This is a genomic window from Falsiroseomonas ponticola (assembly GCF_016805305.1).
Taxonomy (GTDB): domain Bacteria; phylum Pseudomonadota; class Alphaproteobacteria; order Acetobacterales; family Acetobacteraceae; genus Falsiroseomonas; species Falsiroseomonas ponticola.
In genome coordinates, this window is the sequence record NZ_JAERQN010000012.1 from 221,011 (window position 1) to 234,714 (window position 13,704).

14 protein-coding genes are annotated in these 13,704 nt (G+C 70.9%); 8 read left to right on the forward strand and 6 right to left on the reverse strand.

Features of this window, described 5'->3' with window-relative positions:
- Positions 1-11: 11 nt before the first annotated feature.
- The 4 genes from JJI54_RS27310 to JJI54_RS27325 form a co-directional block, all read right to left on the reverse strand.
- Positions 12-998, reverse strand: a complete 987-nt coding sequence (locus JJI54_RS27310) for a Bug family tripartite tricarboxylate transporter substrate binding protein (RefSeq protein ID WP_203076576.1) — start codon at positions 996-998, stop codon at positions 12-14.
- Positions 999-1,076: 78 nt separating this feature from the next.
- Positions 1,077-2,060: a Bug family tripartite tricarboxylate transporter substrate binding protein gene (locus tag JJI54_RS27315; protein ID WP_203076577.1), complete on the reverse strand. Its 984-nt coding sequence runs from the start codon at positions 2,058-2,060 to the stop codon at positions 1,077-1,079.
- Positions 2,061-2,112: 52 nt separating this feature from the next.
- Entirely contained in the window at positions 2,113-2,841 is a 729-nt protein-coding gene (locus JJI54_RS27320) for an aspartate/glutamate racemase family protein (protein ID WP_203076578.1), read from the reverse strand.
- A 19-nt stretch (positions 2,842-2,860) separates the two neighbouring features.
- Positions 2,861-3,220, reverse strand: coding sequence for a hydroxyisourate hydrolase (locus JJI54_RS27325; protein WP_203076579.1), 360 nt, complete (start codon positions 3,218-3,220; stop codon positions 2,861-2,863).
- Positions 3,221-3,599: 379 nt separating this feature from the next.
- Between JJI54_RS27325 and JJI54_RS27330 the strand changes: the two genes are divergently transcribed.
- Together JJI54_RS27330 and JJI54_RS27335 are read left to right on the forward strand one after the other, a co-directional pair.
- On the forward strand, positions 3,600-4,430 hold the full coding sequence (locus tag JJI54_RS27330) for a Bug family tripartite tricarboxylate transporter substrate binding protein (protein ID WP_203076580.1): 831 nt from the start codon (positions 3,600-3,602) through the stop codon (positions 4,428-4,430).
- A gap of 19 nt (positions 4,431-4,449) precedes the next feature.
- The gene (locus JJI54_RS27335; protein ID WP_203076581.1) at positions 4,450-5,370 is read left to right on the forward strand and encodes a BMP family ABC transporter substrate-binding protein; all 921 of its coding nucleotides are present in this window, start codon (positions 4,450-4,452) and stop codon (positions 5,368-5,370) included.
- Here the strand turns inward: JJI54_RS27335 and mscL are convergent, their stop codons facing one another.
- Both mscL and JJI54_RS27345 read right to left on the reverse strand, forming a co-directional pair.
- Positions 5,371-5,811 (reverse strand): large conductance mechanosensitive channel protein MscL, encoded by a 441-nt coding sequence (gene mscL / locus JJI54_RS27340; protein ID WP_203076582.1) that lies wholly within the window; start codon positions 5,809-5,811, stop codon positions 5,371-5,373.
- Positions 5,812-5,897: 86 nt separating this feature from the next.
- Positions 5,898-7,193, reverse strand: coding sequence for a M20 family metallopeptidase (locus JJI54_RS27345; RefSeq protein ID WP_203076583.1), 1,296 nt, complete (start codon positions 7,191-7,193; stop codon positions 5,898-5,900).
- Positions 7,194-7,515: 322 nt separating this feature from the next.
- On the opposite strand from JJI54_RS27345, the gene JJI54_RS27350 reads away from it, so the two are divergent.
- The 6 genes from JJI54_RS27350 to JJI54_RS27375 are packed head-to-tail and all read left to right on the forward strand — an operon-like array spanning position 7,516 to position 13,391.
- Complete coding sequence (locus JJI54_RS27350) at positions 7,516-8,961, forward strand: ABC transporter substrate-binding protein (RefSeq protein WP_203076584.1); 1,446 nt, start codon at positions 7,516-7,518, stop codon at positions 8,959-8,961.
- 7 nt (positions 8,962-8,968) lie between these two features.
- Positions 8,969-9,910 carry an ABC transporter permease gene (locus JJI54_RS27355; protein ID WP_203076585.1) on the forward strand — a complete coding sequence of 314 codons (942 nt, stop codon included), beginning with the start codon at positions 8,969-8,971 and terminating at the stop codon, positions 9,908-9,910.
- The gene (locus JJI54_RS27360) at positions 9,907-10,788 is read left to right on the forward strand and encodes an ABC transporter permease (RefSeq protein ID WP_203076586.1); all 882 of its coding nucleotides are present in this window, start codon (positions 9,907-9,909) and stop codon (positions 10,786-10,788) included. The genes JJI54_RS27355 and JJI54_RS27360 overlap by 4 nt, the downstream gene beginning before the upstream one ends.
- The gene (locus tag JJI54_RS27365) at positions 10,781-11,743 is read left to right on the forward strand and encodes an ABC transporter ATP-binding protein (protein WP_203076587.1); all 963 of its coding nucleotides are present in this window, start codon (positions 10,781-10,783) and stop codon (positions 11,741-11,743) included. Before JJI54_RS27360 ends, JJI54_RS27365 begins: the two co-directional genes overlap by 8 nt.
- Positions 11,740-12,705, forward strand: coding sequence for an ABC transporter ATP-binding protein (locus tag JJI54_RS27370; RefSeq protein ID WP_203076588.1), 966 nt, complete (start codon positions 11,740-11,742; stop codon positions 12,703-12,705). The genes JJI54_RS27365 and JJI54_RS27370 overlap by 4 nt, the downstream gene beginning before the upstream one ends.
- The gene (locus tag JJI54_RS27375) at positions 12,702-13,391 is read left to right on the forward strand and encodes a glutathione S-transferase (RefSeq protein WP_203076589.1); all 690 of its coding nucleotides are present in this window, start codon (positions 12,702-12,704) and stop codon (positions 13,389-13,391) included. The genes JJI54_RS27370 and JJI54_RS27375 overlap by 4 nt, the downstream gene beginning before the upstream one ends.
- Positions 13,392-13,704: the final 313 nt, after the last annotated feature.

A 13,704-nucleotide genomic window follows, 5' to 3' on the forward strand; every position in this document is an offset into this window, starting at 1 on the left:
GGGCAGCGGTCTCACTCCGGCTTGACGCCCGCCCGCTGCGCCACGTCCCGCCACCGCGCGAGTTCGGGGGCGAGGATGGCGCGGAATTCCTCCGGCGTGCTGATGATGGGGCGCATGCCCTGGGAGGCGATGCGGTCCGTGAAGGCGGTGTCGGCGAAGACGCGTCGGATATCGGCGGCGATGCGCTGCGTGATCTCGGCCGGCGTGCCCGAGGGCACGACGAAGCCGAGCCAGCCGCTGGCCTCGTAGCCCGCGAAGCCGAGCTCCGCGAGGGTCGCCACTTCCGGCAGCAGCGGGTCCCGCGTGCGGCCGGTGGTGGCCAGCGCCCGCGCCTGGCCGTTGCGCACGGCGGCGACGATGGAGTTCAGCGTGGTCATCGTCATGTCCACCTGGCCGCCCAGCGTATCGGTCAGCGCCTGCGGGCTGCCGCGATAGGGGACATGGGTGATGTCGATGCCGGCGAGCTGCTTGAAGAACTCCCCCGCCATGTGGCCGGAGGTGCCGGTGCCCGGCGTGGCGTAGGTCAGGATGCCGGGCCGCGCGCGGGCCGCCGCCACCACATCCGCCACGCTCTGGAAGGGCGATTGCGCGCGCACCACCAGGGCATTGTCGTTCGACCCCACCAGCGCCACGGGATCGAAGCCGTTGATCGGATCATAGGGCAGCGAGGGATTGATGGCGGGGCCGATGGCGAGGACGGAGGAATTCGCCATCAGGATCGTGTAGCCGTCCCTCGGCGCGCGGAAGGCGGCCTCCGTGCCGATGATGCCGGCGGCGCCGGCGCGGTTCTCGACCACCACCGCCTGGCCCCAGATCTCCGACAGGCGCTGCGCATAGGCCCGCGCCAGCAGGTCCGTCCCCGCGCCGGCGGGAAAGGGGACGATGATGCGGACCGCGCGCGTCGGCCAGGCCTGTGCCGCGGCTTGTTGTTGCGCCCGGGCCAGGCCGGGCATGGCCAGCGTGGCGACCAGCATCAGGCGGCGTGGCAGGCGGGGCATGCGCGTCACCTCGTTCCGTTGCCTCGCCATGCTGCCAGCGGGATCGGGCGGCGCGAAGGGGGCGCCGCCCGCGCGCGATCAACTCGGCTGGACGCCGGCCGCGCGCACCACCGGGCCCCAGCGATCCGCTTCCGCGGCGACGAAGGCAGCGATCTCATTCGGCGATGGGTTGCCCAGCGAGACGACGCCGACGCTCTCCAGCCTCTCCTTCACCGTGGGGTCGTTGAGGCCCTGCTGCAGCACCTCGTTCACCCTCGCGGCGATGCCGGGGTCCATGCCGGCGGGGCCGGCCATGAGGAACCAGTTGGTGGCGACGGCGCCGGGGAAGCCGGCCTCCCCCACCGTCGGCACATCCGGCATCGCGCTGATGCGCTGGGCGGAGGAGACGGCGATGCCCCGCAGCAGCCCGCCGCGGATCGCGCCCGCATTGGCGCCCGACGTGTCCCAGAGCGAGGTGGTGTTGTTGCCGAGCACGCTCTGCTGCGCCTCCGACGCGCCGCGGAAGGGCACGTGCAGCATGCGCACGCCGGCCTGCATGCCCCACATCACGCCCGTCAGGTGGCCGAGCGATCCGATGCCGGAGGAGCCGAAGGACACTTCCTCCGCCCCTCGCGCGGCCAGGGCGCGATACTGCGCCAGGTCCCGGATCGGGCCATCGCCCTTCACGGCGCAGACGATGGGCGCGCCGCCCAGCATGCCGACCCAGGTGAAGGCGCGCTTCGGGTCATAGGCCAGGTTGGTGAAGAGGAAGGGTGCGACGGAGAGCGGCCCGGTGTTGGAGATGAGCAGCGTGTGGCCATCCGGCGCGACGCGCGCGGCTTCGCCGGTGGCGAGCGTGCCGCCGGCGCCGGCCTTGTTCTCCACCACGAAGGGCCGGCCGAAGGCGCGTTCCAGCCGGTCCAGCAGCGGGCGGATGATGAGGTCGCTGGTGCCGCCGGGGGCATAGGGGTTGAGGATGCGGACAGGCCGGTTGGGCCAGGCGCCCTGGGCATGGCCGAAGCGCGGCGCGGCCAGGGGGGCGGCGGTGGCGGCGAGCAGCAGGGAACGGCGGCGAAGGGTCATGCGGGGCTTCCGGTGTTGGTTCGCGGCCGGAAGGGCAGCAAGCCGCGTGCCGCTAGCCCGCGTAGAGCCGGGCCAGCCCCTCATCGAAGCCGGTCAGGGCGCGGGGGCGCGCGGCGGGCGCGGCGTGGGGCGGGGCGAGGCCGACCAGCGCCTCCGCCAGGCGCACCGCGGCCACCGTGCCGTCGATCAGGGGGACGCCGACCTGGGCGGCGATGCTGGGGGCGAGGCCGGCGAGCGGCCCGCCGGCGAGGATCACGGCCTCCGCCCCATCCTGCTCCACCGATTGGCGGCAGAGATCGACCAGCAGGGCGGCGCGTTCCTCCGCCACCAGGCCGGGATCGCCGGCGAAGGCGGGGCCCATGCGGAAGCCGGCGCAGCGGGCCGTGAGGCCGTGATGGGCCAGCACATCCTCGAACATCGGGCGCAGCGCGGCGGTGAAGCTGACGATGCCGAAGCGGCGGCCCAGCATGCAGGCGGCGTGGAAGGCGGCCTCGCTGATGCCGATGACGGGGACGCCCGCCAGTTCCTTGGCGGCATCGAGGCCGGGATCGCCGAAGCAGGCGATGATGGCGGCATCGTAGTGGCCGCGCCGTTCGGCCAGCGCGGCGAGCGTCGCGGGCCCGGCGACGAGCCAATCCGCGCGGGTGACGATCAGCGGCAGGCCGAAGGGGGCGGAGACGGCCTCGATGACGGTGCCGGGCCGGGCGGCGGCGCGGGCGGCCGCGCCGATGCGCGCGGTGACGCTGTCCGTCGTGTTGCTGTTGACGACGAGTAGCCGCATGGCCCGGGCCCCTGCCTGTTCAGGCGCCTCTGTAGAGCGAGAAGCCCCAGGGCGTGAACTTGATGGGCAGGTGGTAGTGGAGCGCGGCATCGAAGACGCGGAAGCGGAAGGGCACCACTTCCAGGAAGGGCGGCGGCGGGCGTTCCGCGGTGGCGGCGAAGAAGGCGCCGAGGTGGAACAGCACCTCATGCACCCCGGCTTCCACGCCTTCGCCGGTGGCGACGGGATGGTCGAGCGCGCCATTGGCGCCCAGCACGCCATCGGCCAGGACCAGACGCTCCCCATCCGGCAGCAGGCGATGGATCTCGACGCGCATGCCCGCGCCGGGGCGGCCATGCGCCACATCGACGGCGTGGATGGAGATGCCGCCGGCACTCATGCGGCGCGGCCCCGGCCGGGCTGCGTGCATGATGATCCCGGTCGGTTCGCGCAGGCGCGGGTGCGGACGGGGCGGATGATCATTGAATAAAACCCTAGCACCCGGCCTGCTGCCCGCGCCAGCAATCACTACCGGTAACTTACACTTTCCGATGTCAGTGAATCATGACGCCCGGCGATAACGGCGGCATGAGGATTGCGGAACCCCGGCAGCACCCGGAGTCTTGCCCATGCGCCGTCGCCAACTGCCTTTTATTGCGGCACTTGCTGCACTTCCGCTGCCCATGCCGGCGCTGGCGCAAACAGGTGAATGGCCCAGCAGGCCGCTTCGAATCATTGTCACCTTTCCGCCCGGCGGGTCGTCCGACATTGTCGCGCGCGTGCTGGCGGATGTGCTGTCCCAGCGCCTGCCGCAGCGCGTGCTGGTGGACAACCGCCCCGGCGCGGGCGGCACGCTGGGCGCCGCCTATGTCGCGAGCCAGCCGGCGGATGGCTACACGCTGATGCTCTCCAACACCGCGCCCATCGTGATGTCGCCGCCGATCTATCCGAGCGTGACCTATGATCCGGTCGGCGGCTTCACGCACATCGCCTATATTGGCGCGACGCCGCTGGTGATCGTGGTCAATCCGCGGCTGGTGCCGGCCACGGACCTGGCCGGGCTGGTGGACTGGGTGAAGGCGCAGCGCGTGCCGCCGGGCTTCGGGACATCGGGCGCGGGATCGGTCGCGCATATCTTCGGCGAGCAGTTCATGCAGCGCACCGGCGCGGCGCTGACCCATGTGCCGTACCGCGGCAGCGCGCCGATGCAGGCGGACCTGCTGGGCGGCGCCATCCCGCTTTCCTTCGATACGCTGCCGCAGAATGTGGAGAACATCCGCGCCGGGCGGCTGCGCGCCATCGCCATCACCGCGCCGGCGCGGCAGGAGATGGCGCCCGAGGTGCCGACGACGGCGGAGGCGGGCTACCCCGGGCTGCTGGCGGAGAACTGGCTGGGCCTGGCCGGCCCGCGCGGCCTGCCCGCGGCGGTGACGGCGCGCCTGCATGCGGAGACGATGGCCGCGCTGGCGAACCCGGCCGTGCGCGCGCGCATCGACGAACACGGCATCGCGATGCGGGCGATGACGCAGCCCGACTTCACCGCCTTCGTGGCGGAGGAGGTGCGGGTTGTCGGCGGCGCCGTGCGGGCACTCGGCTTGACGGCGAATTGAGCGCGCGGAAGGTGGGGGCATGAGCACCCTGCCCCGCGTCACCGCCATCTTCTTCGGCCGCCCACCCTCTCCCGCAGGGCAGGGCGGCGGCGCCTTCAACGCGGCGGGGCTGGCCGGGCTGCGGCGGGCGGCGGCGCGCCAGGCCGTGACGGTGACGGAGGCCTGGCAGCACGACCCCGCGCGGCGGGCGGAGACGGTGGAGGCCGCGGCGCGCCAGGGCGGCCTAGTCATCGCGCATGGCGGCCAGGGGGAGGAAGCGGTGCGGCAGGTGGCGCCCGCCTTCCCGGGCGTGGCCTTCGCCGTGACGCAGGGGCGGATCGCGGGGCCCAACATCGCATGCTTCGAGGTGCTGCAGGAGCAATCCGCCTTCCTGGCCGGGGCGCTGGCGGGGTGGTGGATCAGGGGCGGCGTCGCGGCGCACCTCTCCGGCGAGCCGGTGCCGCCCGGGCTGCGCGGCCGCGCGGGCTTCGCGGCGGGGCTGGCCCATGCACGGCCCGGCGCGCGGCTGCTGACCGGCTTCTGCGGCAACCAGCATGATCCCGCGCTGGCGCGGGACTGGACGGCGGCGCAGGCCCGTTCGGGAGCGGAGGTGCAGTTCCAGATGCTGGATGCCGGACGCCCCGGCGCGATCGAGGCCGCGCGCGCCGCCGGCATGCGCTGCATCGGCAATGTGCATGACTGGACGGCGGAGGATGCGGTGTTCCTGGCCTCCGCCATCGCCGACAACGGCGTGACGATGGAGGCCGCGATCAGCGCCTTCCTGGCCGACCGGTGGGAGGACCGGCGGATCGGGCTGGAGGATCCGGCGGCGGTCCGCCTGGCCTATGCCGCCGATGTGGCGCCGGAACTCGCCGCGCGGTGCGAGGCGCTGCGCATCGCGATCCTGGGCGGGGCCGTCGAGGTGCCGGAGCATTACGACGGCGCCGAATGGAAGCCCTGATCAGGGCTTCCTGCGCAGCTCCTCCAGGATCTCCGCCAGCAGCTTCTCGCTCGGCGTCGGGGCCTTCACCGCTTCCTCCCGGATGCGGAGCCTGGTCAGGATCTTCAGCAGCCAGAAGATCGCCAGCGCCACGATCAGGAACTTGATGATGGCGTTGATGAAACGGCCGATGGCGAGCACGGCTGCCCCGCCGTCCCGCGTCGCCTCCAGGCTCGGCCGGCGTTCGCCGGTGAGGACGATGAAGAGGTTGGAGAAGTCGATCCCGCCGACCAGCAGGCCGATCAGGGGATTGATCAGGTCCTCCACCAGGCTGCCGACGATGGTGGTGAAGGCGGCGCCGATGACGATGCCGACGGCAAGGTCGATGACGTTGCCGCGCATGATGAAGGCCTTGAACTCCCGCAGCCAGGCGGGTTCGGCGATCGGGATCGGTGGCATCATCGGTGGTGTCTCCCCGGTGTCGCGGCCAGCTTGCGCAAGCCGCGGCCCCCCCGGAAAGCAAAAAAGGTGGGGAAGGGAAATCGCCGTCAGGCGGCGCCGCACCACCCCGCGATCAGCGCCGCCACCACCGCCACGCCGCGGCGGTAATCCGCGACATCCACCCATTCGTCGCGGCCGCCATTCTGCGTCAGGTCGCCGCAGAGCGGGCCGAGGCCGACGCAGGGAATGCCCGACTGCACCATGGGGTTGCGGATGTCGGAGGAGGTGTGGAGCGGGTTGATGTGCGGCGCCGTGCCCGTGCCGCGCTGCACCGCCGCCGAGGTCTCGATCCAGAGCGGATGGTCGAGCGTGACTTCCGCGCCGGTGACGCCGGAGAGGAAGGTGACGTCGAAGGCGAGGTCGGGGTCGGCGGCCTTGGCCTCCGCCAGCGCGGCCTCCACCTCCGCCTGCACCGCCGACAGCTTCTCCCCGGGCGGGAAGGCCAGGGCGCAGGAGAGTTGCACCGCCGGCGGCACGCGCGCGGCGCGGCCATCGCCGAGCGTCTTGAAGTCGCCGACGAGAAGGTTGGTGCTGCGGCCGATGGCGGCATCGAGGGCGGGATGGTGCACGCGCGCGCCGCGCTTCGCATCCAGCGCGGCCAGCGCCGCCAGCACCTGCTGCGCCTTCATGACCGGGTTGATGGCGGTATGCGCGAAGGCGGCATGGCCGGGTTCGTTGGTGTCAGGCAGGCGGCCCTTCACGACGATGCGGAAGATGAGCTGGCCGGAGGCGAGCGCCTTCACTTCCCGCATGCCGACGCCGGATTCGGCGGGGTGGAGATAGACGGCGGCATCGGCATGGACGCCGCCATGCAGCAGCGCATGCACGCCGCGCGCATGGCGCTTCGACGGCGTGCTGGCCAGGATGACATCGCCCTTCGGCTTCACACCGGCGGCAAGCACGGCGCGCAGAGCCTCCACCATCGTCGCCACGCCGGCCAGGTCATCCGCCACGCCCCAGCCATGGATGCGGCCCTGGTCGATCTCGCCCGCCAGCGGGTCATGCACCCAGCCATGCTGGGGCTGGAAGGGCTCTCCATCGGGATGCGCGAAGAAGATCACGCTGCGGCCACCGCCGCTGCCGGGGAAGCGCGCCAGCACGGCCTCCCGCTCCTCCGCCGCCATGGCGGCGTCGCTGGCGAATTCCTCCTTCAGCACGACGGAGGCAGGCTTGTAGCGGCGCTTCTCCACGACGCAGCCGAGTTCCTCGCAGGAAGCGGCGATGCGGGCCTGCACCGCTTCCTCGCCCTGCGCCTGCAGGCGGATCAGGTCGCGCAGGAATGCGACCGCCGCTTCGCCATGGGCTTCCGCCGCCTGGTCCACCTTCGTCGCGATGCTGTCCATCTTGCCTTGCTTCGTCCTTGTCTCGGGCGGCGATGGTCCGGCGCGCCGCGCGTCTCGTCAACATTGCGGGGTTGCGATGGAATGCGGCTTCTGTCCATCCTCCCTGTCACCGAAGCGCGGCATGAGATCGCGTCACGGCAAGGGAGATATGTCATTCGATGTGATCGTAGACCGTGACCGCGATGCGAACATCGCGCGCGGCCTGGCAGGGGGTTGGGCGATGGACACGATGATCGGCCGGCGCGGCGCGCTGGCAGGACTGGCGGGTGTGCTGGCTTCCGCGTCGTTGCCGCGAAGCGCCGGAGCGCAGCCTCGCGGAACCGTGACCGCCTCGCTGCTCGGCAACCTGCCGAACATCCATCCCTGGCATGTCGGCAATGTGGAGACGGCGGCGGCGAATCTGCTGGGCTTCTCCAACCTGGTGAAGATCGGGCCCGATGGCACGCTGGTGCCGGACCTCGCGGTGGCGCTGCCGACGATCAGCGCGGATGGGCTGAGCTACACCTTCGAACTCCGCCGCGACGTGCGCTTCCACAATGGCGACCGGCTGACCTCGGAGGATGTGCTCTATTCCTTCGACAAGTATCTCAGCACCGGCCGCCGGCGCGGCAATCTCCGCCGCTTCATCAAGAACGTGGAGAAGGACGGCGACTACGTCGTCCGCTTCACCCTCGGCGATCCCTGGACCGGCTGGATGCGGCTGCTGGGCTATGAGGCCGCGATCGTACGCCGCGGCACCGATGTGGTGAACGAGGGTGCCACGGGCGAGAATTTGTATCGCGGCAGCCGCACCGCGGGCAGCGGCCCCTTCATCCCGAAGAGCTTCCAGGCCGATGTCGCCGTGGAGTTCGAGGCCTTCCCCGAGTATTTCGGCGGTGCGCCGGCGACCGCGGGCATCCGGCTGGTGCGCATTCCCGATGCGGCGACGCAGCTGGCGAATCTTCGCGCCGGCAGCGTCGATATCATCAGCAACTGCCCCCCCAAGGACTTCGCGCCGACGCGGCAGATGCGCGGCTTCGCGGGTGCCAGCCGGCCTTCCGCGGGCATCTTCTACATGCCGATGAACGTGGCGAAGCCGCCCTTCGACAACATCCATCTGCGCCGCGCCGTCTCCTGCGCCATCGATCGCGAATACATCTGCGACGAGATCTATTCGGGCCTCGTCACCGCCAGTGCCCTGCCCGCCACGCCGCAGGAATTCTGGTACGAGGCCGACCTGGCGAACCAGCTGAAATACGATCCCGACCGCGTGCGCTTCCACCTGCGCCAGGCCGGCATGCCGCGTGGCTTCACCTTCGAGGCGATCGTGCCCGTGCCCTCTGCCTATGTGGAGGCGCGCGAGGCGGCCGTCGTGATGCAGGCGAACCTCGCGGAATTCGGCATCCGCATGAACATGCGCCAGACCGACTTCGTCAGCATGTACCGCAGCGCGCAGAACGGCGACTGGCAGTGCTTCCCGCATGCCTCCATGCAGTCCTCCATCGAGGACTACCTGATCTGGAACAACTACCACAAGGACGGCAACCAGGCGCAGTGGATGGGCTATCGCAACCCCGCCTATGACGAGGCGGTGATGGAGAGTTTTCGTCATCTCGACCCCGCGCGGAAGCGGCCTTCGCTGCGCAAGGTGACGGAGATCCTGGTGGATCACTGCCCGGCGCTCTGGATCGGGCGGCTCAATGCCTATCATCTCTGGCGCGCCGACATTTCCGGCTTCGCACCGCGCTATTCGCACTTCATGGATCTGACGACGGTGAAGAAGGGCTGATCGCGACTTGGGTCGGTTCCTTCTCGGCCGCGCGGCCACGCTCGCGCTGGTGCTGTTCGGCGCCAGCGTGCTGATCTTCATCATCGTCCGCGCGCTGCCGGGCGACCCCGCCATCGCCATGATGACCAGCAACGCGACGCCCGCGGAGATCGAGGCGATGCGGCGCGCCATCGGGCTGCACCTGCCGCTCTGGCAGCAATACGCGGTCTGGGTGGGATCGGCGCTGACGGGCGATCTCGGGCGGTCCTTCATGTATTCGACGGGCGTCAGCGGGCTGATCGCGGATCGCTTTCCCGTCACGCTGCATGTCTCCCTGATGGCGCTGGCCATCGCGCTGATGATCGCGGTGCCGGCGGGCGTCTTCTCCGCCACCAACAAGGGCGGCGCGGTGGATCACTTCTGGCGGGTCTTCGCCATGATCGGCATCTCCATGCCCGTCTTCTGGCAGGGGCTGCTGATGATCATGCTCTTCGCCGTGACGCTGGGCTGGCTGCCGCCGGGGGGCTACCAGCCGCCCTCGGCCGGCATCGGCACGACGACGGCGCATGTGATCCTGCCGGCGATCTGCCTCGGCACCGCCTATGCCGCGACCATCACGCGCATGCTGCGATCCTCCATGCTGGATGTGCTGGGGCGGGAACACATCGCCGTCGCCCGCGCGCATGGCGTCAGGGAAGCGACGATCATCTGGAACGACGCGCTGCGCAACGCGCTGATCCCGACGCTGACGGCGGCCGGCTTCTCCTTCGGCTACCTGCTGGCGGGCGCGGTGCTGACGGAGGTGATCTTCAACCTGCCGGGCATGGGACGGCTGCTGTATGAGAGCATCCTGTCACGCGACTATCCGCTGGTGCAGGGGCTGGTGCTGCTGAACGTCGCGGTCTTCGTCATGATCAACTTCGCCATGGATGCGCTCTACGCCATCCTCGACCCGCGCATCCGCCGATGAAGCGCCTGGTCGCCGTGATGCGGCGAGATCCCCTCGCGCTGCTGGCCTTCCTCTTCCTGCTGGTGCTGGTCGTGGTCGCGATCTTCCCCGAACAGGTCGCGAGCTTCTTCCCCAACCGGCCGAGCCGCCAGCGCCTGCTGCCGCCCAACGGCACCTTCTGGTTCGGCTCCGACCAGTTCGGGCGGGACATTTTTTCGAGATGCGTGCATGCGACGCGGGTTTCGCTGACGGTGGGCCTCACGACGGTGGGGATCGCGATGGTCGTCGGCGTGCCGCTCGGCGCCATCGCCGGGCTGCGGTCGCCGGGCTGGACGGATGCGGCGATCATGCGGGTGATGGATATCCTGATGGCCTTCCCGCCGATCGTGCTGGCGATCGCGGTTGTCGCGGCGCTCGGCACGCAGGATCTGGAGATCGGGCCGGTCACCATCCCGCACATCACCAAGGTCATGCTGGTGATCGGGCTGCTCAACGCCCCGAAGGTCGCGCGCATCGTCCGCGCCGCGGTGCTGGTGGAGCGGAACGAGCAGTATGTGATGGCGGAACGCGCCGTCGGCGCCGGCGATGCGCGCATCCTGTTCCGCGACATCCTGCGCAACTGCGTCTCCCCCGTCGCGGTCTATGCGACGCTGCTGGTCGCGACCTCCATCCTGACGGAGGCGTCCCTTTCCTTCCTTGGCCTCGGCATCCAGCCGCCCGAACCCAGCTGGGGCGGGATGCTGGCGGATAGCCGCACCTATGTGATGTCCGGCCAGTGGTGGCTGACGGTGTTCCCGGGACTGCTCATCTTCCTCACCGTCGTCGCCTTCAACCTGGCGGGCGATCTGCTGCGGGACGTGCTGGACCCCGCGCAGCTGACGAGGCGCGGCGATGCCTGAGCCGCTCTTCGAGGTCCGCCACCTGGTCACGCGCTTCCGCACGGAAGGCGGCGAGATCCGACCCTCCCGCGACGTCTCCTTCCACGTCGCGGAGGGCGAGGTGCTGGGGCTGGTCGGCGAATCCGGCTCCGGCAAATCGGTCACGGCCCGTGCCTCCATCCGGCTGCAGCAGCCGGAGAGCGCGACCATCGGCGGCGAGCTGCTGTTCCGCGGCCGCGACCTGCGTGCCATGGCGCCGGAGGAACTGCGCGGCCTGCGCGCGAAGCAGATCGCGATGGTGGTGCAGGACCCCGCGGCGGCGCTGAACCCGGTGATGACCATCGGCGACCAGCTGACGCGCATCCACCGGCTGCATGGCGGCACGGAGGAGGCCGCGCGCGATGCCGCGCTGGCGCTGCTGAGACGCCTGCGCATCGCGGAGCCGGAAAGCCGCATGGCGGCCTATCCGCACCAGCTCTCCGGCGGCATGCGGCAGCGCGTGCTGATCGCCCTCGCGCTGATCTGCCGGCCCGCGCTGCTGATCGCGGACGAACCCACCACGGCGCTGGACGTCACCGTCGAGGCCGAGATCCTCGCGCTGCTCGATGAACTCCGGCGCGAGCTCGGCATGGCGATGCTGATGATCAGCCACAACCTGTCCGTCATCGGCCGGCTCTGCGACCGCGTCGCCGTCATGTATGCCGGGCGCATCATGGAGGAAGGGCCGACGCGCGCGCTGCTGGCGGAGCCGCGCCATCCCTACACCCAGGCGCTGCTCGCGGCTGTCCCGAAGGGCTCCAAGGCGGATGGCCCGCTGCCGGCCGTGCCGGGGGAACCGCCCGACCTCGCGCAGCTGCCGCCCGGCTGCCCCTTCCAGGCGCGCTGCCCGGGCGCCGGGCCCGCATGCACGCAGGACCAGCCGCTCCGGGAGATCGCGCCAGGCCGCCGCGCCGCCTGCTGGAGGGCCACGGCATGACGGCGCCGCTGCTGCGCCTCGATGGCGTCTCGAAGCATTACGCCGCGCGGCCCTCGCTGCTCGGCCGCGTGCTGCCGAACCAGCCCATGGTGCGGGCGGTGCAGGATGTCTCGCTCTCCATCGCGCCGGGGGAGATCCTGGGCCTGGTCGGCGAATCAGGTTCCGGCAAATCGACGCTCGGGCGCGTCGCGCTGCTGCTGGAACCGCCGACCAGCGGGACCGTCGCCTTCGACGGCGCGAACCCCGCCTCCGACCTGCACGCCTTCCGCCGCCGCGCGCAGATGGTGTTCCAGGACCCCGCTTCCTCGCTCAACCGGTCGCTCACCATCGAGCGCATCCTGGACAGCCCGCTTTCCGTCCACCGCTTCGGCAACCGCGCCGAACGCCGCGCGCGGATCGCGGAGCTGCTGGAACTCGTCGGCCTCCGCCCCGACATGGCGCGGCGCTATCCGCATGAACTCTCCGGCGGCCAGCGCCAGCGCGTCGGCATCGCCCGCGCACTCGCCATCGAGCCCGCCTTCATCGTGCTGGACGAGCCGACCAGCGCGCTCGATGTCTCCATCCAGGCGCAGGTCGCGAACCTGCTCGTCGATCTGCAGAAGCGGCTGTCGCTGACCTACCTCTTCATCAGCCATGACCTCCGCCTGGTGCGCTGGCTCTGCGACCGGATCGCGGTGATGTATCTCGGCCGCATCGTGGAGATCGGGCCGGCGGAGACGCTGTGGAACGCGCCGCGCCATCCCTACACCCGAGCGCTGCTCAACGCCGTCATCGCGGAAGACCTGCGCCCGCCGGAGGCCGCGGGCGACGTGCCCTCCCCCATCCGCCCGCCGCCCGGCTGCGCCTTCCATCCGCGCTGCCCCATGGCGGGCCCGCGCTGCGCGCAGCAGGCGCCGCGCGCCACCACCACCGCGGACGGCGTCACCACCGCCTGCCATTTGCACGACGGAGGCGTCGCATGATGAAGCTCATCATCGGGGGGAAATGGTCCTCCACCTGGACCATGCGCGGCTGGCTGGCCTGCAAGCTCTCCGGGCTCGAGTTCGAGGCCGAGACCCTGTTCCTGTCGCGCGACGACAGCAAGGCGAAGCTCGCCGCCATCTCGCCGACCGGGCTGATCCCGATCCTCTTCGACGGCGACCTGGCCATCACCGATACCTGGGCGATCGCCGAATACCTGTGGGAGAAGGCGCCGGGCTGCGACATCTGGCCGAGCGCCCTTCCCGCCCGCACCGCCGCGCGATCCTCCGCCGGGGAGATGCACGCGCATTTCGTCGAGCTGCGCGCGGCGATGCCGATGAACCTGGTGAAGCGCTGGCCGATCGCGAACGGCGTGCCATCCAACGCCAAGCTGCTCGGCCGCCCCGGCGTCGCCGGCCAGGTCGCCCGCGTGCAGGAATCCTGGCGCCAGACGCGCGCGGCCTGGGGCGCCGGTGGGCCCTTCCTCTTCGGCGAACGCTTCTGCTTCGCGGATGCGATGTGGGCGCCCATGGCGACCCGGTTCCGCACCTACTCCGTGCCGCTGGCCCCCGACGCGCAAGCCTACGCCGACGCCGTGCTGGCGCACCCCTTCGTCATGGAATGGATCGACGGCGCCCACGCCCAGGCCCGCGAGATCGGCTGGGAGGCCTGCGCGGCGTTTCCGTGACGAAGGCGGAGTGAGTGCCGGTTGCCTCCGGAGAGGGGCTGCGCGCCCCTCTCCGGACCTCTCCCGCGCCAGGGTCCAGCGGGACCCTGGACCGCGAGGCTATTGGTCGGTGAAGGGAGGGGCGCGGAGCGCACTCCGGACAAGCGGTCGCGCGGAGCCCCTCCCTTCACCGACCAATCACATGGGGTTCCAAGCAACCGTCTTGCGCTGGGCGTGGTGGGGTCAGGCGGTCTGGTGGTTGGAGGTGGCCCAAGGCTGTCGTGTGCGCATCATGGCGTTCAGGATGACGACGAGTTTGCGCATGACGGCGCCG

Excerpts from the sequence above, each read along its gene's own strand:
- JJI54_RS27310 (WP_203076576.1), bottom strand. The coding sequence starts at position 998 with ATGCCCCGCCTGCCACGCCGCCTGATGCTGGTCGCCACGCTGGCCATG.
- JJI54_RS27335 (WP_203076581.1), top strand. The coding sequence starts at position 4,450 with ATGAGCACCCTGCCCCGCGTCACCGCCATCTTCTTCGGCCGCCCACCC.
- JJI54_RS27370 (WP_203076588.1), top strand. The coding sequence starts at position 11,740 with ATGACGGCGCCGCTGCTGCGCCTCGATGGCGTCTCGAAGCATTACGCC.
- JJI54_RS27375 (WP_203076589.1), top strand. The coding sequence starts at position 12,702 with ATGATGAAGCTCATCATCGGGGGGAAATGGTCCTCCACCTGGACCATG.
- JJI54_RS27320 (WP_203076578.1), bottom strand. The coding sequence starts at position 2,841 with ATGCGGCTACTCGTCGTCAACAGCAACACGACGGACAGCGTCACCGCG.
- JJI54_RS27345 (WP_203076583.1), bottom strand. The coding sequence starts at position 7,193 with ATGGACAGCATCGCGACGAAGGTGGACCAGGCGGCGGAAGCCCATGGC.
- JJI54_RS27360 (WP_203076586.1), top strand. The coding sequence starts at position 9,907 with ATGAAGCGCCTGGTCGCCGTGATGCGGCGAGATCCCCTCGCGCTGCTG.
- mscL (WP_203076582.1), bottom strand. The coding sequence starts at position 5,811 with ATGATGCCACCGATCCCGATCGCCGAACCCGCCTGGCTGCGGGAGTTC.
- JJI54_RS27325 (WP_203076579.1), bottom strand. The coding sequence starts at position 3,220 with ATGAGTGCCGGCGGCATCTCCATCCACGCCGTCGATGTGGCGCATGGC.
- JJI54_RS27365 (WP_203076587.1), top strand. The coding sequence starts at position 10,781 with ATGCCTGAGCCGCTCTTCGAGGTCCGCCACCTGGTCACGCGCTTCCGC.
- JJI54_RS27315 (WP_203076577.1), bottom strand. The coding sequence starts at position 2,060 with ATGACCCTTCGCCGCCGTTCCCTGCTGCTCGCCGCCACCGCCGCCCCC.